Here is a 19,807-nt window from a genome sequence, read left to right as displayed (position 1 = left end):
GGTCAGTACAGCGGCGCCCGCTCCAGCAGTTCCGGCCAGCCGCCCAGGTTGCCCTCCGTCCGTGCGTGGAGGTAGTTGCTGCCCCTCATGCTCTCCCGTAGCGAGGCCGGCGTGGTCTCCTCGCGGAACAGCGCGTCGAGCCAGGCGGGTTTGGGCTTGAGCTGGGCCGCGGCCGACACCACGGGGGTGCAGAAGGCGGGTTCGCACAGCATGCGCCGTGTCCAGCGCTCCTGGTCGACCGGCGTGAGCCGCGTGCACAGGTCCCCCAGGAAGACCGCCCAGGGCCGGGCGATGTCGCGCTTCCACTTCACGTTCTCGGGCTGGACCCGGTGCATGGCCTCCACGATCGTCGCGGTCAGACGGGCCGCCTCCACGGGGTCCTCGGGGACGAGCCGCTCCATGAGGAAGCCCAGAGACCGGAAGATCTCGCTCACCGTCCCGCTGCCGAGGTTCGAGCGCACGTCGTACCCGGCGCGCTCGGCCAGGCAGAGCGCGAAGGCGACGATGCCGTCGGCGCGGTGCAGCGCCCCGAGATGGGCGTGCGCCTGGGTGAGCAGCATGCGGGCCTTCGACTCATGGCTGATCACCTGCTCGGTCGCCCGGCACGGCGGCTCGGCGCGGGCCGCCCGGCCGGCCTTCAGCAGGGGCCTGAGGACGCGCAGCAGCATCGTGGGAGCCGTCGCGTCCCACATCCGGGCGGGGACCGTCACCGTCGCCAGTTCCAGAAGGGCGTTGCGCAGATCCTGCGCCGCCGCCGCTTCCCAGGCCCCTACGATCTCATCGATCGTCGGGTAGTCGTCGAAGCCGAGTTCCAGATGGACCTTCCAGAGGATGAAGCCGTGTCGGCGGATGTCCGGTCTACGGTCGTCGACGAGCCGTCGCCGGTACTCGATGAGCGCCTGACGGTGCGGGGCCGGGAGCCACTCCCGCACGGGCTGTGCGTCGTGCGCGTCGGACCGCACGGCCTTGGCCATGTCCCCCAGCGTCTGGTGGAGCACCTCCGGCATCGCCGCGGTCCGCGCGTAGAGGATCAGTTGGTCGACGAGTTCGGGGTGGCGGGGTACGGCGTACTGCAGCCGGCCCACCATGTTCTCCAGTGCGGCGCGCCCTTGCCTCGTACCGCGGAGCGTGTCCTGGACCTCCTGGTCTCCGACGAGGGCGGTGAGGGCCCTGCGGGCCTCGGCGTGCCCGGCGGTGGCGGCGGAGATGAGGAACGAGCTCAGACCCGTGTTGCTCAGCCACAGCGAGCGGACCGGGGCGAACGGGCCGGGTTGTGCCTCGGGCAGCAGCGTGAGCAGGGTCTCGGCGGGCAGCCGCGCCTCCTGAAGGGCGTTGCGCCACAACCACCTCTCGTCCTTGCCGCCCTGGGGTGAGTTCTCCTCGCACGGCAGGTCCCGCAGTGCCCGGGCGCAGCGTCGGCGTGCCTCGACGGTGAGCGGATTACCGGTCTCCGGCCCGGCGTCCGGGTCGTCGGCGGCGGGGTCGGCCGGGTCGGTGGCGGTGCGCGGGTCGCGGCGGAAGCGTGCCGCCCGCCCGACGAGCGACTCGGTCAGGACGCCGTAGCACACGGCCAGTTGGCGCGCCGGTTCCCGGGTGGACAGGACCGTGTCCAGGTAGTCGGCGGGATCCACGGCGAGTCCGCCGAGTACGGCAGCCGTGTGCATGCGCAGCGTGGTCCGCAGGGCGAGGACGCTCGTGCGGCGCTCCTGCCCGCCGGCCGCCGCCCGGTCCTGGCCGAGCCCCAGCCGTCTGCGCAGTTCCGGGAGGACCTCCTCCGCTCTCGGCGCACTGTTGAGGAAGAAGCTGCCGAACGCCCGCTCGAAGGGAACCGTGTCCTGTTTGTCCGGCTGAACGTCCGCGAGTTCCTCCATGAAGGTCCTGACGGACGTCCGGACGAGCCGTGGAGGGAGGGTCCAGCGGGCCATCCGCACCAACAGGTCGGTCAGCAGGGCGAGTCGGCCGGTGCCCACGGCCAGCCGCCAGAACTCGGCGGCGAGATCGACGGCGCGTTCCTGGTTGGCGGGCACCACGGCGTCGAGCAGCCGGAAGGCCAGTTTCTCGTTGTGGTGCAGTTCGTTGGCGGGCAACGACCGCAGCCACTCGAAGCAGCCGTGGGCCCGGGTGAACGCCTCGACGGCCACGGCGTCCTGGGTCGCGAGCCGCACCAGGGCCTCGATCACGCCTCGCCTGACCCGCTTTCGGTCCCGCTCCCCCGCCCACAGCAGGGCCAGGTCGTCCAGCGGCCGACTCAGGTCCCGGTGGGTCACGGACGGCAGCAACCGCAGAAACCGGTCGATCAGCGGGGTGTCGGCGCGTCTCAACGCACCGGGCGCGTTTGCGCGCACCAACGGGCCGGGCTCCTTGAACTTGGCGTAGACACGCAGCCCCATGCCCAGCAGAGCGGGGTCGTCGGAGGCGAGCCAGCCGGACAGTGCCGCATCGGCCCGGTCCTTGGAGAAGGTCTCGCCGCCCGCTTCGGGAAGCCGTCCGGCCATCAGCAGGACCTCGCCGGCCACCTCGCCGAAGTAGAGGTCACCCGGGTCGCGGGCGACTCTGTCCATCAGGTCGTCGACGGCCGAGCTGCCGCACGCGAGCACGCCCCGGGCCGCCGCGTGCTCGAAGAACGTCTGATGAAAGAACCAGAGGTATCCGGTCTGCTCCCGGATGGAGAGCACGCCCCGAGAGCGCAGCGCCTCCAGGGCGGCCGGCACATCAGGGCCGTCCCGTACGACCAGATCCCGCGTACGGGACAGCTGGGCCTCGATCCCGCCCTCCAGCACGGCACGCCGGGCGTCGAGCCGGCTGGAGGCGAGGATCAGTCGTGCGGCGGCTCTGGCGTGAGCGGACAGATCGGCCGCGGGCAGTGTGGTCGACGTCCGCCAGGCCCGCTGGTCGCTCACCACCCGGCGCTTCCAGAACCGGTCGTACAGATGAGGCGTGTCCACGTCCTCGTCGGGCATGTCGGGCGCGTACAGCTCGAACAGGAGGCGCAGCGCGAAGGGGTTGGCGCACACCTCCCGGAGCGCGCGCCCCAGCGAGGCGGCGTTCGTGACCCGGTCGACGACCGCTGCGGTCGGCGGGGCTCCGTCCAGTCCGTCGTAGAAGCCGCGGGCATAGCTGCGGACGGCCTCGGGCCATTCGTCGGCGTCGTAGGACCCGAGGAGACGGGTCCTCAGGTCCACCCCCGCTCCCGCCACGGCCGTGGTCAGGCGCTGGGCCTCCACGGGGCGGCAGGTCAGGAGGGTGGACAGGCTCAGTCGGTCGGCGGCGCGCACCACGTCGACGACGAGGGCACAGGCGTCGTCACTGTGCATGAGCAGGTCGACGGTGTCGACCAGGAGAACCGTCGAGGGTTCCCGTCGGGCCGCCTGCTGGATCGCGCGGAGCACCACTCGGGGCGCGAGAACGCCCCTGCGCCGGGCGGAGTCGCCCTGCCCCGCCTCGTAGAGACCGGACAGCAGGCTGCTCGCCCGGAGGAACAAGGGACGCCGTCCCTGCTCGGCGAGGCGCCGGTGGATGCTCCATACGAGACTCGTCTTGCCGTAGCCGGCCTCACCCACGACCGCCGTGCACCCCGGCCCCTCCAGGGCCGCGATGACGTCCTTCTCGATGGTGCGCTGTACATACAGCCCGTGGGAGAGCAGCAGGTCCTGGCCCAGGGGGTGTACGCCGACGATCTCGGCCTCGGCGGCAGCGGCCTGCGAGTTGTGCCACAACTCCGCCAGCTCCGGCGGGTCGCCGTCCTGTCGGCCGGCTGCGGAGGTGTCGCGCGGCGGCAGCACCGGTCGGGCTCCGAGTTCGGGCTCGATCTCATAGGGCTGCTCAAGCAGATAGCGCAGGAGTTTCTCGGCGCCCTCTCGCGTGAGGTGATCGATGATGAAGGGCGGTACGGCGGTGGTCAGGAGGTAGGCGGGCAGGTCGTCCGGCGAACCTCCTGGCAGTACGACGGTGAGGACGCGGCGGTGCCATGTCCGGTGGTGCCGGTATACGTATTCCTCGAGAAGTCCCGTCTCCCAGGCGACCCCTCGGCCGACCCCCGGGGCCTCGGTGCCCTCGGCCCGCAGCTTGTAGGAGGGTGAGGCAATCACGAGGACGAAGTCCGCCTGCTCCGCCTCCTTGACCATCCACTTGGGCCAGTTCTGCCGCTGCTCGGCGGCCACCCCGTCCCACTGCGCGTCGACGTGGTTGGCCCGCAGCAGCTGGTACAGCTCCCGCACCTGGTCGGCGTGGGCGCCGCCGTCATCCTCGTGCGCGTAGGAGATGAACACCCTTGGCGCGTCGGATGGTTCGGTACGCGTCATGGGCAGGCACCCTACCGTTCAAGCGCGCCTCCCGTCCTACGCCGTGCGGCGGGGCACGGCGTAGGACGGGCCGTCATGGCCAGTCATGCACAGCGGGCAGGATCCTCTTGACCTGTTGCGCGGCCTCTTCTTCCTGAGCGCGCTCCAGCAGGAGGGCAAGTCCCCGCCCGGCTCGTACCATGCGGGAGCCGAGCGGCAGTCCGGAGAACTCGGCCCGTCGACATCCCCGGACGACGTACTCCGCCGCCGCTCGGTCCTGGTTCAGCACCATCAGCAGGCGGGCACGGGCCCACAGCAGTTCCGCGTGCTCCAGTGCGTCAGCAGGGTTCTCGCTCGTGGCCAGCTGCCGGCACATACCGATGACCTCCTCGAATCTGGCCCCCGCGTCACGGACGAGGCGCACGAGATGCCGACTGAGGTCCTCGGATTCGTAGGGCGTAAGGGCTTCCCGGAACCAGGTGACTGCGTCACCCAAGCCCTTGACGAAGGAGGAAGGCAACGGAACGCGCACTTCCCCGTAGTCATCGCTCAGCCTGAAGACGAACTCCCCCAGGACCGATTCCCCGCTCCCCAGCGTATTCGTGGATGGCGTGAATTGGATGACACGACCTTTGACGTTGATGGGACGCCCGTCACCGGAGCGGTACAGAGAACCCTCCACCATGGGGAGAAGTATCTCGACGTCGAGTTCGTATTGCCGCTTCGCGGCCTGCCACCGCGGAAAGGCGAATTCCAACGTGTAGAACCGGCGGTCCTGAGCGCGGAACACGGCGTCCAGCGCATCCATCAAAGGTGCTGGATCAGCCACCACACCCCGAGAACCACGGCCAATACCCCCAGCGCCAGCAGAACTTGGCGCTTCGCTCCGGCCTGCGCGGTGCCGTCCCGGCGCGGTGCCGGGACGCCACCTTTTCCCAGCTGTTCGACCTCCTGCAGGTCACCCTCGTGGAGAAGGGCGGCCATCTCGCCGGGCAACGCGCGCGCCGCGCCCCGCGCGCCGTCGGCGGTGAGCAGAGCATGCGTGGTGAAGGCGTATCCGGTGTGCTTCTCGGCCAGAAGACGCCGGGCGCGGGCCATGAAGGCCCCGGTCGCCGTCGCATCGTGAACGCTGCCCGCCCACGACCCGGGGATGTCCTCTCCCGCCTCGTGCGTTTCCGGCTCCTCGGCGGTTTGTCTGAGCGCGGCGAGCAACCTGTCTCCGACGTCATCGTTCGCATCCGTCATGAGCGCGTCGACGAGGTCCCCGGGAAAGGCGCTGTCCAGGGCGTCTCCCAGCCGGGTCCGCTCTGCGTCGTCCAGTCCGCATCGCACGATCCACAGGGCGAGGCCGTGCTCGCCGTCCGCACCGTCCAGTACCACCGTGTGCCGGATCCGGGTGCCGAGCACGTCGGTGCGGCGTGACGGGATGCCGCTGATGAGCAGGCTCGCACGGCCCGCTTCGTTCCGGTGGACGATGACCTCCTCGCTCTCCAGGAAGACCCAAGGAGCGAGCGCATCCCACCACGGTACGGCCGGGGCCTCGCCGAGGAAGGCGTAGTCCTTGCTCCGCCTGGTGCCCCGGGTCATCAGGTAGGCGCGCATCGGGCCGCTCACCATTCCTCCACTCGCTCGTCGGCTGGCTGCTGGGCCATGCGTTTGAGCACCGCTGTCAGCTCCTCCTGGTGCCGCGCCGCATCGTCGATGACCTGTTGGCTGGACAGACGGGTGTTCCTGTTGGCCAGCGCCTCCCCGAAGAGGTAGTAGTCCAACGCCCCCCAGAACCCCTTGGTCTCCAACTTGCGCCCCAGCGCGGCTTCGAAGACACCCCTGGCCGCATCCGCCCGCCGCTGTTCCGCGGCGTCCTGGCCGTAGACCACGCAGCTGCACAGCTCCCGCATGACGGTTGCGGCGGCCTTGGGCCGCACTTCGGGTGGGATCTCCCGGAATCGGTAGTGTCCGCGAAAGTCCAGGGTCCGGTCACCGTCGTCGTCCACCTCGACCCACTCCGCCTCCATGAGGTCCACACAGCCGTAGGTGTCGATGGGGGCGTAGACCACCCGTACGTTGCGGTCCTTCGCCTCCTCGTGGACAGCACCGACGATCGTTCTGTACTTTTCCCGAACGAGTTGGCGCAGTCTTCCGGCTTCTCGTCCTTTGCCGCCGTTGTCATCGAAATACTTCTCGCATTTCAGCGGCGCGAGAACGAGCACGGCCGGCTCGTCACGGTGCTCGGGCCGGTTGCGTGCGCGGGCCCATTTCCGGGCCAGGGCCTCGACGTCCTCAAGGCCGAGCAGGTCCGCGACCGCCCGGCGCTGCGCCGGAGTCACGGCCTCCATCAGTACGGCGGCTTCCACGGGGACCAGCAGCATCAGGCTTTCGGTGATGTGCCTCTCGCACTCGGCCCAGCTCTCCTTGGCCTGGGGGACACGGACGCGCACGGCGGGGTCGAGCCAGCCGCCCGGGTAGTCGAGGATGCTGAACGGGATGCCCGGCCTGCTGTCCCCGAATGCCTGAAGGCTCACCTGATACAGGGCCTTGGCCTGGCTTCCGCCCAGGGACGCCGCGTCGAACTCGCGTGATTCGATGGCCCGTCGGAGTTCCTTGCGGTTCTTGCGGACCCGCAACTCGGTCGCCTCGTCCAGGACGAGACTCACTCCGCTACCGGCCAGCATGGATTCCGTCTCGGCCAGGACAGCGGTCAGCATGGTGGTCTTCCCGACCCTCGACGGGCCCACCATCGACGCCTTGAACGACAGTGTCACCGTCTGCTCCCCTCAGCCGCGGGGTGCCGCGGATCCACGTCATCGATCAGGCGGCGCAGCTCCGCCACCAGTCCGCGCACCCGGCGCACCTGAGCCGTCACCGCTCGGGGCCCGGCAGTGTCGGTGGGCCACATGCGGTCCTGGAACTGCCCCACGAGGCGTCTGAACTCCACCTCGGACTGGTCCGAGCGCACGAAGGAGTCCTCGAACTGCTCGCCGTACGCGAACAGCGCCTGGGCCGCGGTCGCCGGCTCACGAGCCAGGACCGCTTGAGCGTCGTAGGCGGCCTGCCGGGCCAGTTGGGTGATCCTCTCCAGCAGGAGTTCGGCACCCTCGGCTGTGCGGGGCACCGCCAGCAAGGTGGTCGGGCCGTCCGCCGCCGGATCGTCCGGTTCGGGAAGGAGGACGCCGAGGGCACGACGCACATGGGGCAACACCCGGGTGTGGTAGTCGAGCCGTACGTCCAACGCGGAGTCGAGCGTCCCGGCGAGCACGGGGCAGGGGTCGTACGCGTCATGAAGGACACGAGCCAGGGCCTGCAGGGAGTCCCGGGGTCGAGCGGCGTCCGCCGCAGGGGGACTGTCACGGAGGAGGAGCGCCAGCCTGGGGCCCAGCGCGTCGACCAGACCCGCCCAGTAGTCCTCCCGTCGTCGCGTCAGCACGTCGTCCACCGCGGCGAAGCGGCGTGCCATCTCCACCCGTACCCGGTTGAGCTCCGTGGACGCGAAGGGGAGCGACGCCCGGTCGACACGCAGGCGGTTCAGCGCCCGTTCCCGCCATGCCTCGGCGCCTTCCCCGAAGCCGCTGAGCACCCAGGTGCGGACGCTCTCGTGCACCTCCGCGACGCGCTCCAGGAACTCGGTGTCGTCGAAGTCGTCCTCGGCACGAGCGCTGAGAGTGTCGACCCATGCCTGGAGCGAAGCCGCCACTTCCTCGCGCAGTCGCTCGGCGCGGTCGAACGTCTGCTCCGCCGATGTGGGAACCGCCAGGGTCCGCAGTACAGCGGTCCAGGCAGCCAGTTCCGTCGCGATCGCCTCCGTGCGTTCCCGGCACACCGCGATCGCGTCCGCGATCACCGCCTCGTCCATACGCGGCAGGGCGGTCGCCAGGTGCTCCAGAACCGGTCTCAGCACCAGCTCCCGCACCGCGTCGCGGTCGGCGCCGTCCTCCAGCACCACCCAGTAACCGCGGTGCTCGTCATTCCCGTTGAGCCGCTGGCTCAGGTCGTCCGCGAGAGCGCGGACGTTCTCGGGAAGACACATACCCGTGTTGACCAGGATCAGCGTGAAGTCCCGTACATCGGCGACGGTGCAGACGCTCCCGATGAGCTGAAGGGCGCGGGCGTCCTCCTCCGCCCACATGGCATTGGTGTCGGTCGGCCGCTTGACGACGATGACGAAGTCGACGTCGTTGCGCAGGCCGTCGAGATGGTGTGCCTCGGCCTCGGGGACCAGTTCACCGAGCCCGGGCATGTCCACCAGGCCCAGTGCGGTCACTTCGTCGATCGGGAAGGCGCAGGTGATGGCCGCGTCCCGGACGGCCAGGTACGGCCTCTTCACCGGGGGCGCCCCAGCACCGTCCGGATAGGCCACCCACTCCCTGATGTCCGAGAGGTCCACCGTCCGGATCTCCCCGGTCAGGCAGTGCCGGTAGGTACCGAGTGCCTGCTGTGCCTCACGGACCCGGGCCAGCAGCGGGGCCAGCCGGGGCTGGTCGGCCTTGCCCGCTCCGTCGGCGGGCGGCGGATAGTCGTAGAGCGCGAAGGCCGACAGGTCGCCGGGCGCGGGATCGAGGCCCAGTTCGGCGTGATACGGAGCGATCACCTCCTTGAGGAACGAGCCCTCGGTGTGCATCGTCAGCAGTGCGCCGCGGTCGGTGGCCGAGTGGTAGATCCGGCTGCGCACGGCCGTGACCGGCTGGCCGCGCCCGCTGGGTATCTGCTGGTCGTCGAGCCCGGACAGCGACTGAAGCACCGTGCTCTTGCCGTTGCGGGCACGGCCGCTCACACCGATGTTGACGGTGTTTCGGCCGACCCGGCCCCGGACCCCGGCCAGTACGTCCAGGCAGTCCTGCACCGCTCGCTCGATGGCCGCCGTGTCGAACGAGTCCAGGGCGGCGTGCGCCGGCCCCTGCGGACCGGCCGGGCCGGCACTCCTGGTCGCGTCACGCAGTTCCCGGACCAGTTGCCGGATCCGGGTCCACCGGTCCAGTTGTTCGTCGACGACAGGCAGAAGCTCCCGCCGTCGGCGCAGCACAGCATCGAGTCTTTCCTTGATATCGCTCACGGACGAGCCGCCCCCCTCGTGCAACCCGCGTACGCGTGTACGCCCCCCCACAGGCGCACAGGCTCCATGCCCCCACGCATGGCCGTGATCGCCGGACTGCGCCTGAGACGGTCACCGTAGGAGACACGCCGGGCCGGCGCAACGAAATCGATTCGTTAATGCCGAAGACAGCCGATCCGGTCGCTAATGATGAAATTACGAGCCAAAAGAGAAGCTAATTCCGTCAGGAAACTGCCAAACACTGGCCAGTGACGGTCAAATCCAGTCACGCCTGCCGCGTAGCTCCTCCTGGGGCAGCACGCTCATGACACCGGCCAGGTGCGCGCCGCGACCCGCCCTCACGGGGCCGGTTCAGGTCGCGATGCCCGCCGTCGGCAAGCTGTCCCGGCCTCCCAGAGCCGCCGCTGCCGCGCCCACGAGGCCCGCGTCCGTGCCCATCACCGCGGGCGTCACGGTCAGGCCCTGGACGAAGGACAGCGTGGCGTAGCCGGAAAGGGCCCTGCGCAGGGGCGTGAAGAGAACGTCGCCCGCGTTGCCCACTCCCCCGCCGATGACCGCGATGTCGATCTCCACCAGCGTCGCGGTCGCGGCGATCCCCGCGGCCAGCGCCTGCGCGGCCCGCTCGAAAGAGGCCACGGCCACCGGGTCGCCCTGGCGCGCGGCGGCGGCGACCGCGGCGGCCGAGGTGTCCCCGTCCGGGCCCGGCTGCCAGCCGCCCTCCAGCGCGCGGCGGGCGATGTTCGGCCCGCTCGCGATGCGTTCCACACAGCCGCGCGAACCGCAGGGGCACGGGTCACCGTCCAGGTCGACGCTGATGTGTCCGATGTGGCCCGCGTTGCCGGTCGGGCCCGGGTGCAGCCGCCCGCCCAGGACGAGACCGCCGCCGACGCCCGTCGACACCACCATGCAGAGCGCGTTGTCGTGGCCGCGGGCGGCGCCCTGCCAGTGCTCGGCGGCCGTGATCGCCACGCCGTCGCCGATCAGCCGGACGGGCAAGCCGTCCGTCGCCGCACGGACCCGCTCGACCAGCGGGTATCCGCGCCAGCCCGGTACGTTGACGGGGCTCACCGTTCCCGCGGAGGCGTCCACGGGGCCCGCGCTGCCGATGCCCACGGCACTCGCCCTGCCCCAGAGCGGGGAGAGCGCCAGCTCCGCGACGACGTCCGCCACCGCGCCCATCACGGTGTCGCCGTCCTCCTTCGCGGGCGTCGCGCGCTGCGCGCGCACCAGGATCCGGCCGTGGCCGTCCACGAGCGCCCCGGCGATCTTGGTGCCGCCGATGTCGAGCGCGGCCACGAGGTCGTTGTGCATCAGAGTCAGATCTCCCAAGGCTTGAGTCGTACCGGAGTCGTGCCGGACCGGACACACTGCGGCGATCACCGCGGGGTCCGGGCCTCCGGCCGGGTACGGGCAGGAGGCGCCCCTGAAGGAAGGCGCAGGCCGGAGATTGCGGTGGACAGTCTCTCCCGCATCTGACAACGTTGTCCAGGCTCTATGCTCGACGCCACATCCTCATACAACCCCATGGACCGCCGCACCCCCGTGGACGACAGGACAGGACAGCGCATCGTGCCCGAGACCGCCCGCCGAGGAGACCGCGTCTCCGGAACCCGCTACGGCAATCGTCCGACGATGAAGGACGTGGCAGCGCGAGCCGGAGTAGGCCTGAAGACGGTCTCACGGGTCGTCAACGGCGAACCCGGGGTCACCCCGGACACCGAGCGCCGGGTCCAGGAGGCCATCGAGGCACTCGGATTCCGTCGCAACGACAGCGCGCGGGTCCTGCGCAAGGGACGTACCGCGAGCATCGGCCTCGTCCTGGAGGACCTCGCCGACCCGTTCTACGGACCGCTCAGCCGCGCGGTCGAGGAGGTCGCCCGGGCCCACGGTGCCCTGCTGATCAACGGGTCGAGCGCGGAAGACCCGGACCGTGAGCAGGAGTTGGTGCTGGCGCTGTGCGCACGCCGGGTGGACGGGCTGGTGGTCATCCCGGCCGGTGACGACCACCGCTATCTGGAGCCCGAGCTCAAGGCGGGCGTCGCCACGGTGTTCGTGGACCGCCCGGCCGGCCGGATCGACGCGGACGTGGTGCTGTCCGACAGCTTCGGCGGCGCCCGTGACGGCGTGGCCCATCTCATCGCGCACGGCCACCGGAGGATCGGCTTCATCGGTGACAGGCCCCGCATCCACACCGCGGCCGAGCGACTGCGCGGTTACCGGGCCGCCATGGAGGACGCGGGGATACCGGTCGAGCCCTCCTGGATGTCCCTCGGTGTCACCGACCCCGAGCGGGTGCGGCGGGCCGCCGAGGAGATGCTCTCAGGTCCCGTCCCCGTCACCGCGATCTTCGCCGGCAACAACCGGGTGACGGTCACCGTCGTGCGTGTCCTGGCCGAGCACGACCATCCGGTCGCCCTCGTCGGCTTCGACGACTTCGAGCTCGCGGATCTCCTCAAGCCCGGCGTCACGGTCGTCGCCCAGGACGCCGCCGCCCTCGGGCGCACGGCCGCCGAGCGGCTCTTCCGCCAGCTCGACGGCTCGCTCGTCACTCCGGAGCGCATCGAACTCCCGACCCGCCTGATCACCCGCGGCTCGGGCGAACTGCCGCCCGCGGACTGACGCGCGGAGCACGAGCGACGGGCAGCGCGCGGTCGGCCCAGCAGGCCCCCGCCCCCGCACGCGTCTACTGAGCCGACGCCGTCAGGCCGCCCCGTCGCGGCCTCGCAAAGCCCTCCAGGTCCGCTCGGGTCAGGCCGGTCGCCCGGGCGACCTCGGCCGTGTCGAGCGCGCCGCAGTCCAGCCCGCGCAGCAGATAGCCGCTCAGTGCCTTCGCGGTCGCCGGTTCGTCCATGACATCGCCGCCGGTCCGGCCCGCATACCGGACCAGGCGCCCCGCGGCCTGCTCGAAGCCCTCACGGTAGAAGGCGAAGACGGCCGCGTACCGGGTGGGGAGATGACCGGGATGCATGTCCCAGCCCTGGTAGTAGGCGCGACGCAGGGCCCGCCGGGTGAGCCCGTAGTGCAGCCGCCATGCCTCGTGGACCTTCTCGGTCGGGCCGACCGGCAGGACGTTGGTGGAGCCGTCGCAGACCCGTACGCCGGTGCCGGCGGCCGCCACCTGCATGACGGCCTTGGCATGGTCGGCGGCCGGGTGGTCGCTGGACTGGTACGCGGCGGACACGCCGAGACAGGCGCTGTAGTCGAAGGTGCCGTAGTGCAGTCCGGTGGCGCGTCCTTCGGCGGCCTGGATCATGCGCGCGACGGTCGCCGTGCCGTCGGCGGCGAGGATGGCCTGGCTGGTCTCGATCTGGATCTCGAAACCGATCCGGCCGGGCTCCAGCCCGTGCGCCTTCTCGAACTCCTCCAGGAGCCGCACCAGGGCGGTGACCTGTTCGGGGTAGGTGACCTTGGGCAGGGTGAGCACGAGGCCCCGCGGCAGGCCGCCGGCCTCCATCAGACCGGTCAGGAAGATGTCGAGCGTGCGGATGCCCCGGTCCCGAACCGGCGCCTCCATGCACTTCATACGGATGCCCATGTACGGGGCCGCCGTGCCGTCGCCGGGGGCCTGTGCGATCAGTCGCGCCGCGCGGGCGGCCGCCTGGTCCTCCTCGGCGTCCGGCCGCGGTCCGTAGCCGTCCTCGAAGTCGACACGCAGATCCTCGACCGGTTCACGCTCCAGCTTCGCGCGGACACGGTCGTGGACGGGCTCGGCGAGCTCGTCCGGGAGGCCGAGCACGGCGGCCAAGGACGCGGCGTCCGGGGCGTGTTCATCGAGTGCGGCCAGGGCCGCTGTACCCCAGGAGCGGATGGTGTCGGCGGCGAAGACGTCCCCGGGGACGTAGACCGTGTGGACGGGCTGGCGCGTGCCGGGGTCACCGGGATAGCACCGCTCCAACTCGGCGTCGACCGGGGCGAGGGAGGCCGCGATCGCCTCGCTGACGGCACCCGGCAGGGTCGTCGCCACCCGCTGCTGCTGGCCCGAACCCATCCCGCACCCTCCTGCTTTCCGCTGAACGGAATCAACAATCCGTTGAGCGAAGCTATCCGCGGCTGTCGCCGTGGGTCAACACCCTCCGGACCCGTGCGGCTCCCGCTCCAGGTCGGACACTCCCCGCCCTCGCGCTGTTCACGCCCATCTCATCCGGCTCTGTCACACTACGGGCACAGGGCTCGTCCGGCACCCGCCACAGAAGGAGCCTCCCGTGCCCCCTCTCAGCAGCGTCACGCGCCGTCTGGGCCTCAAGACCGCCGTGGCGGCCGCGGCCGTCCTGCCCGTGTCCGGTGCGGCACTGTCGTCGCAGGGTGCCCCGGTCTCGGACCGGCACGAGCGCCATCTGGAGGTCATGTCCTTCAACCTGCGGTACGCGAGCGACGCGGGGCGGCACAGCTGGGCGGTCCGCCGCCCGGCGATGCGCGCGCTGCTGCGCCGCGAACGGCCGCATGTCATCGGCACCCAGGAGGGCCTGTACCACCAGGTGCGCGACATCGCGGCCGATCTCGGTTCGGAGTACGCGTGGCTCGGCACCGGCCGTGCGGGCGGCAGCCGCGACGAGTTCGTGGCCGTCATCTACGACACGCGCCGGCTGACGCCGGTGGAGTACGACCACTTCTGGCTCTCCGACACGCCCGATGTGATCGGCTCGAACACCTGGGGCGGTGCTTGTATCCGCATGGTCACGTGGGTCCGTTTCCACGACGCGCAGCCCCCTGGGCGGGAGTTCTACGTCCTCAACACCCACCTGGACAACAAGAGTCAGTACGCACGCGCGCGTGCCGTGTCCCTCATCGCCGACCGGGTGGCCGGACTCGACCGCGCCCTGCCGCTCGTGGTGACGGGCGACTTCAACGTGGCTGCCCACAAGAACCCCGTGTACGACGCCCTGCTCGGTGCCGGTCTCATGGACACCTGGGACATGGCGGCCGAACACACCGCGCCCTACGGCACGTTCCACGGCTACCGTCCGCCGAAGCCGTACGGCGATCGCATCGACTGGATCCTGGTCACACCGGGCGTGACCGCGCACTGGGCCTGTGTCAACACCTTGGCCCCGGACGGGCAGTTCCCGAGCGACCATCTGCCGGTGCAGGCGTCCCTGACTCTTGGATGAACGCTGACTCTTGGATGAACGAGGCCCCCGGGACCGCAATGACGGTCCCGGGGGCCTCGTAGCCGCGAAGGCGCTCAGCCCTTGCGGGCCTTGACCTCCTCGGTCAGCTGCGGGACGACCTCGAACAGGTCGCCGACCACGCCGTAATCGACCAGGTCGAAGATCGGGGCCTCGGAGTCCTTGTTGATCGCCACGATCGTCTTCGAGGTCTGCATACCGGCGCGGTGCTGGATCGCACCGGAGATACCGGAGGCGATGTACAGCTGCGGCGACACGCTCTTGCCGGTCTGGCCCACCTGGTTGGTGTGCGGGTACCAGCCGGCGTCGACGGCGGCACGCGAGGCGCCGACGGCCGCACCGAGGGAGTCGGCGAGCGCCTCGATGATCGCGAAGTTCTCCGCGCCGTTGACACCACGGCCGCCGGAGACCACGATCGCGGCCTCGGTCAGCTCGGGGCGGCCCGTCGACTCACGCGGCGTGCGGCCGGTGACCTTGGTGCCGGTCGCCTTGTCGGAGAACGTCACCGCCAGCTCCTCGACGCTGCCGGCGGCCGGAGCGGCCTCCACGGCGGCCGAGTTCGGCTTGACCGTGATGACCGGGGTGCCCTTGGAGACACGGGACTTGGTGGTGAAGGAGGCGGCGAACACCGACTGGGTGGCCACCGGGCCCTCGTCGCCGGCCTCCAGGTCGATGGCGTCGGTGATGATGCCGGAGCCGATGCGCAGCGCGAGACGGGCGGCGATCTCCTTGCCCTCCGCGGAGGACGGGACCAGGACGGCGGCCGGGGACACCTGCTCGTAGGCGGCCTGCAGCGCGTCCACCTTCGGCACGACCAGGTAGTCGGCGTACTCGGACGCGTCGTGGGTGAGCACCTTCACCGCGCCGTGCTCGGCGAGCGCGGCGGCCGTGTCGGCGGCACCGTTGCCGAGGGCGACGGCGACGGGATCGCCGATGCGCCGGGCCAGCGTCAGCAGCTCCAGGGTGGGCTTGCGGACGGCGCCGTCCACGTGGTCGACGTAGACGAGAACTTCAGCCATGGGAATGGATCTCCTTGCGGATTGCGAAGTCTTCAGGGGCGGTCAGGCTGAGGAGCCTTAGATGAACTTCTGGCTCGCGAGGAACTCAGCGAGCTGCTTGCCGCCCTCGCCCTCGTCCTTGACGATGGTGCCCGCGGTGCGCGCCGGGCGCTCGGCGACGGCCTCGACCGCGGTCCAGGCGTTCTCGAGACCGACCTCGTCGGCCTCGATGTCCAGGTCCGAGAGGTCCCAGGACTCCACCGGCTTCTTCTTGGCCGCCATGATGCCCTTGAAGGACGGGTAGCGCGCCTCGCCCGACTGGTCGGTGACCGACACGACGGCCGGCAGGGACGCCTCCAACTGCTCCGAGGCGGCGTCGCCGTCGCGGCGGCCCTTCACGGTGCCGTCCTCGACGGACACCTGGGACAGCAGCGTCACCTGCGGCACGCCCAGGCGCTCGGCCAGCAGCGCCGGTACGACACCCATGGTGCCGTCGGTGGAGGCCATGCCGGAGATCACCAGGTCGTAGCCGGCCTTCTCGATGGCCTTGGCCAGCACCAGCGAGGTGCCGATGGCGTCGGTGCCGTGCAGGTCGTCGTCCTCGACGTGGATCGCCTTGTCGGCGCCCATCGACAGGGCCTTGCGCAGCGCGTCCTTGGCGTCCTCCGGACCCACGGTCAGCACGGTGACCTCAGCGTCGTCGGCGTCCTCGGCGATCTGCAGCGCCTGCTCGACGGCGTACTCGTCCAGCTCGGAGAGCAGACCGTCCACGTCGTCCCGGTCGACGGTCAGGTCATCGGCGAAGTGCCGGTCGCCAGTGGCGTCGGGCACGTACTTCACAGTGACAACGATCCTCAAGCTCACGCCGGCTCTCCTACTGCATCGTCATTTCTGGGCTGCCTTCTTGCAGGCAGCATAGGCGCCTGAAGCGGCCGATCCCGGTCGGGGCGACCCCGCGCTCCGAACGAAATATTACTCGCCAGTACACCCATTTCATGCCCGCTAAGCAAGCGCTTTGAACTGTGACCTTGGCAACGCTGCGTAACCGGCGAGTAGGTTCAGTCGCGCAGCCCGTTGAAGCGCCCCTGGTGGTAGACCAGCGGACGGCCGGCGCCGGACGGGTCGCCGCGGACGACCTCGGCGACCACCAGACGGTGGTCGCCGGCGGGCACTCGCGCCACCACACGGCAGACGAGCCAGGCGAGCACGCCGTCCAGCACGGGAACCCCCTGGGGACCCTCGCGCCAGCTGGTGGACGCGCCGAAACGGTCGGCGCCGCTACGGGCGAAGACGCCGGCCAGGGCCTCCTGGTGCTCGCCGAGTATGTGCACGCCGACATGGCCGGCCCGGGAGACGGCGGGCCAGCTGGAGGCACCGAGGCCGATACCGAACGAGACGAGCGGAGGCTCGGCGGAGACGGAGGTGAGGGAGGTGGCGGTGAAGCCGACCGGGCCGTCGTCCCCCCGGGCGGTGATCACGGCGACTCCCGCGGCATGCCGGCGGAAGACCGCGCGCAGCAGGTCCGGGGAAGCTAGCCGAGCGGCGTCGAGGCCGGGCGTTGCCGTCATGGAGCTGTCCTTCTGCGAGAGGGGCGTGGAGGAGGAACCGTGGCTGGTCACCAGGCCGGACAGCGGGCACTCGCGGTGCGGGCCAGGTCCACATGGACACGCTCGAAGAGAAGGAGTTCCGGGGGCATACGGTCAGGCTGACGATAGATGGTGCGCACAGTCAAGTGCGTCCCGGGATCCGGGAGATGAGTCACCGACCGCCTCACGGTTCACCCCATATAGTCTCAAAGTAGCCCGGCGGCTCTCGCCGGGGGCCTCAAACGGCCTCACCCAGGGCCGCGATGACGTCCGCCTTGCGGGGCTGCCCCGTCGCCCGCCGTACGATGCGCCCGTCCGCGTCCAGGACGAGCACGGTCGGCGTCTTGAGGATGCCGAGTGCGCGGACGAGTTCGAGCCGCTGCTCGGCGTCGATCTCCACATGAGCGACCCCGGGCACCAACCCGGCGACCTGTGCGAGGACGCGCCGTGTGGCCCGGCAGGGGGCGCAGAAGGCGCTGGAGAACTGGACAAGCGTCGCCCGCTCGCCGAGCCCCTGGCCCAACTCGGCTGCCCCGAGCCGCATTTCGTCGTCCCGCCCGCGCACGCTCACTCCCCCGCTCCGCCGCCGCTGCGGCACATTACCGACACTCGCCGGGGCAAGCACGGCCACACGTCACACATCCGGTCATTCTCCGTTGCAGCGTCCATGAGCCCGCAAAGATTCCCGCGCCGCACACCGTCGCCTCCCTGATACACCGCATTCGGGACCGCCTCGCATGTGTGCCATATCCGCCCGTAAGGCATGCGGTTGCGCACAAGGAATATGACCAGACGAAAAGCTCACGATGGGTCATACCGCTGACGTGATGAGGATCTCGCCGCGCGCGGGCACCAGAACTGGCCCCACGTCCGTTCTTGGGGCACGATCTGCGAGACGCCGTAAACCTACGGCTGCGTAACTTCCGCCGGGAGTCCCTTCCCAGGCCGAGAGAAGGGTCCACCCCGCCCATGGCTGAGCTCGTCTACCGTCCCGTCATCGGTCTCGCCCTCACGATGTTCAAGGCATGGGACCTGAAGATCGACTGCAAGGGCTCGGAGAACATCCCGAGCTCGGGCGGTGCGGTGCTGGTGAGCAATCACATCAGCTATCTGGACTTCATCTTCAACGGCCTGGCGGCCCTGCCGCAGAAGCGCCTGGTCCGCTTCATGGCCAAGGAGTCCGTCTTCCGGCACAGGATCTCCGGCCCGCTGATGCGTGCCATGAAGCACATCCCGGTGGACCGCGGGCAGGGCGAGGCCGCCTACGCGCACGCACTGGACTCGCTGCGGTCGGGCGAGGTCGTCGGCGTCTTCCCCGAGGCCACGATCTCCCAGTCGTTCACGCTGAAGAGCTTCAAGTCGGGCGCGGTGCGGCTGGCACAGGAAGCAGGCGTCCCGGTGGTCCCGATGGCGGTCTGGGGCACACAGCGGCTGTGGACCAAGGGCCAACCGCGCAACTTCAAGCGCAGCCACACCCCGGTCACCATCCGGGTCGGCGAGGCGATCGAAGCCCCGCGGGACTCGTACGCGGGCGCGCTCACCCGCCAGCTGCGCGGGCGCGTCCAGGAGCTGCTGGAGGCCGCCCAGCGTGCCTACCCCGGGCGCCCCAAGGGGCCCGAGGACGCATGGTGGATGCCGGCCCACCTCGGCGGCACGGCTCCGACCGCGGAGGAGCTGCGCGCCGCCGAGGCACACTGAGCCGGATCAGACGGGGGCGCGCACCGCGATCCGCGCCCCAGGGCTGAATTTCTCCAGCAGTTCGGCCGGTTCGGCACCGGCCCGCTCCACGTCGGCGACCAGCATCGGCGCCAGGCTCTCCGGCGGGAAGACGGCGGAGGCCGACTCCTCCTCGGTCAGACGGGGACGGGTGCGGGCCCCTGGCGTCAGCTCCAGCGACGGCAGGTCACACCCGTCTCGTCGCGCCGGACCACCTCGCCCGGCTCCAGGTGCTCGACCGCTGAGAGTCGTCGCCTGCCTCAAAGTGCGGTGGGGAGCGTCTTCCAGAGGGCCGGCCGGTCGGGCGCGGCTCTGAGGGCGTCCAGCACGGCCGGATGAGGTTCGGCATACAAGCCCGGATAGTCCAACTCATGGGACTCCTCGTCGGGGACCCAGGCGAGCCGCTCCCCGCCCAGGGAGAACCGGGCGTCCACCCCCGGCCTGTTCCCGCGGGGATCCTGCCGGTGCCAGGCACCGTGGAACCGGACCGCGACCAGTCCGTGCACGGCATGGCCGCTGCCGTCGTCGTGCAGCAACCGCTGGTAGCACAGGGCCGTCGGGATGTCCTCGGCGCGCAGCAGCGCGACCAGGGCGTGCGCCTTGGCATGGCAGATACCGGTGCGCTCCCGGAGGACGTCGGAGGCACGCCAGGTGACGCGCAGGTCACCGCTGTCGGCGGAGTGCGGGATGGTGTCGCGTACGAACTCATAGGCGGCTTGCGCATAGGCATACGAGTCGGCGACCTGCCCGGCCAGTCGCGCGGCCGTTGCGCGCACCACCGGATGATGATGGTCGATGACATCGTCCGCGGCCAAGTAGGCGGACAGGTCCGGCGTTCGCTGGATCAGCTCCATGGTTCCAGAGCATAGGAATGCGGTCGATCGACGGTCAATGACTTTTCGATCAGCCGCATATTTATGCGGATGGCGAGTCGGCGGCCGAAGAGGGCCAGCACAGGCCTAGTGTGATGCGCCAGAAATTTCGGGGGTAAGTTGGTGGCCTGTTTTCATGTCGCCGGGTCCTCGTGCTGTTGAAGTCACTCTGTCCGCTGAGG

General features: G+C 70.4%; 14 protein-coding genes and 2 pseudogenes. 3 read left to right on the top strand and 13 right to left on the bottom strand.

Annotation, left to right across the window (positions count from 1 at the left end; all coding sequences use genetic code 11):
* Positions 1–2 precede the first annotated feature (2 nt).
* The 6 genes from AB0L95_RS21330 to AB0L95_RS21305 form a co-directional block, all read right to left on the bottom strand.
* On the bottom strand, positions 3–4,301 hold the full coding sequence (locus AB0L95_RS21330; RefSeq protein ID WP_365163472.1) for a TIR domain-containing protein: 4,299 nt from the start codon (positions 4,299–4,301) through the stop codon (positions 3–5).
* Positions 4,302–4,374: 73 nt separating this feature from the next.
* Positions 4,375–5,109 (bottom strand): hypothetical protein, encoded by a 735-nt coding sequence (locus AB0L95_RS21325; protein WP_365163471.1) that lies wholly within the window; start codon positions 5,107–5,109, stop codon positions 4,375–4,377.
* Positions 5,088–5,882, bottom strand: coding sequence for a hypothetical protein (locus tag AB0L95_RS21320; protein ID WP_365163469.1), 795 nt, complete (start codon positions 5,880–5,882; stop codon positions 5,088–5,090). Before AB0L95_RS21320 ends, AB0L95_RS21325 begins: the two co-directional genes overlap by 22 nt.
* Before the next feature lie 8 nt (positions 5,883–5,890).
* Positions 5,891–7,042 (bottom strand): hypothetical protein, encoded by a 1,152-nt coding sequence (locus tag AB0L95_RS21315; protein ID WP_365163468.1) that lies wholly within the window; start codon positions 7,040–7,042, stop codon positions 5,891–5,893.
* Complete coding sequence (locus AB0L95_RS21310) at positions 7,039–9,327, bottom strand: hypothetical protein (RefSeq protein WP_365163466.1); 2,289 nt, start codon at positions 9,325–9,327, stop codon at positions 7,039–7,041. The genes AB0L95_RS21315 and AB0L95_RS21310 overlap by 4 nt, the downstream gene beginning before the upstream one ends.
* Positions 9,328–9,678: 351 nt before the next feature.
* Positions 9,679–10,638 carry an ROK family protein gene (locus AB0L95_RS21305; protein ID WP_365163736.1) on the bottom strand — a complete coding sequence of 320 codons (960 nt, stop codon included), beginning with the start codon at positions 10,636–10,638 and terminating at the stop codon, positions 9,679–9,681.
* Positions 10,639–10,851: 213 nt separating this feature from the next.
* On the opposite strand from AB0L95_RS21305, the gene AB0L95_RS21300 reads away from it, so the two are divergent.
* Positions 10,852–11,946, top strand: coding sequence for a LacI family DNA-binding transcriptional regulator (locus tag AB0L95_RS21300; RefSeq protein ID WP_365163465.1), 1,095 nt, complete (start codon positions 10,852–10,854; stop codon positions 11,944–11,946).
* 64 nt (positions 11,947–12,010) lie between these two features.
* Here the strand turns inward: AB0L95_RS21300 and AB0L95_RS21295 are convergent, their stop codons facing one another.
* On the bottom strand, positions 12,011–13,315 hold the full coding sequence (locus AB0L95_RS21295) for an aldolase/citrate lyase family protein (protein WP_365163464.1): 1,305 nt from the start codon (positions 13,313–13,315) through the stop codon (positions 12,011–12,013).
* 214 nt (positions 13,316–13,529) lie between these two features.
* On the opposite strand from AB0L95_RS21295, the gene AB0L95_RS21290 reads away from it, so the two are divergent.
* Positions 13,530–14,435 carry an endonuclease/exonuclease/phosphatase family protein gene (locus AB0L95_RS21290; protein WP_365163463.1) on the top strand — a complete coding sequence of 302 codons (906 nt, stop codon included), beginning with the start codon at positions 13,530–13,532 and terminating at the stop codon, positions 14,433–14,435.
* Between the two features lie 74 nt (positions 14,436–14,509).
* Here the strand turns inward: AB0L95_RS21290 and AB0L95_RS21285 are convergent, their stop codons facing one another.
* The 4 genes and pseudogenes from AB0L95_RS21285 to AB0L95_RS21270 form a co-directional block, all read right to left on the bottom strand.
* Positions 14,510–15,472 carry an electron transfer flavoprotein subunit alpha/FixB family protein gene (locus AB0L95_RS21285; RefSeq protein WP_365163461.1) on the bottom strand — a complete coding sequence of 321 codons (963 nt, stop codon included), beginning with the start codon at positions 15,470–15,472 and terminating at the stop codon, positions 14,510–14,512.
* Between the two features lie 57 nt (positions 15,473–15,529).
* Positions 15,530–16,315 (bottom strand): electron transfer flavoprotein subunit beta/FixA family protein, encoded by a 786-nt coding sequence (locus AB0L95_RS21280; protein WP_311700845.1) that lies wholly within the window; start codon positions 16,313–16,315, stop codon positions 15,530–15,532.
* A gap of 194 nt (positions 16,316–16,509) precedes the next feature.
* Positions 16,510–17,019, bottom strand: a complete 510-nt coding sequence (locus tag AB0L95_RS21275; RefSeq protein WP_365163460.1) for a flavin reductase family protein — start codon at positions 17,017–17,019, stop codon at positions 16,510–16,512.
* 256 nt (positions 17,020–17,275) lie between these two features.
* Positions 17,276–17,687 (bottom strand): annotated as a pseudogene (locus AB0L95_RS21270) (thioredoxin family protein).
* A 319-nt stretch (positions 17,688–18,006) separates the two neighbouring features.
* Between AB0L95_RS21270 and AB0L95_RS21265 the strand changes: the two are divergent.
* Positions 18,007–18,735, top strand: coding sequence for a lysophospholipid acyltransferase family protein (locus tag AB0L95_RS21265; RefSeq protein ID WP_365163459.1), 729 nt, complete (start codon positions 18,007–18,009; stop codon positions 18,733–18,735).
* Between the two features lie 6 nt (positions 18,736–18,741).
* Here the strand turns inward: AB0L95_RS21265 and AB0L95_RS21260 are convergent.
* Positions 18,742–18,992, bottom strand: a pseudogene (locus AB0L95_RS21260) (cytoplasmic protein); the annotation flags it as partial.
* 21 nt (positions 18,993–19,013) lie between these two features.
* Positions 19,014–19,607, bottom strand: coding sequence for a transglutaminase family protein (locus tag AB0L95_RS21255; protein ID WP_365163457.1), 594 nt, complete (start codon positions 19,605–19,607; stop codon positions 19,014–19,016).
* Positions 19,608–19,807 lie beyond the last annotated feature (200 nt).

The sequence above is a fragment of the Streptomyces sp. NPDC052036 genome, assembly GCF_040680495.1.
Lineage (GTDB): Bacteria > Actinomycetota > Actinomycetes > Streptomycetales > Streptomycetaceae > Streptomyces.
Note: the sequence above shows the minus strand (reverse complement) of the source record. Positions and strands in the feature narration are given on the sequence as shown.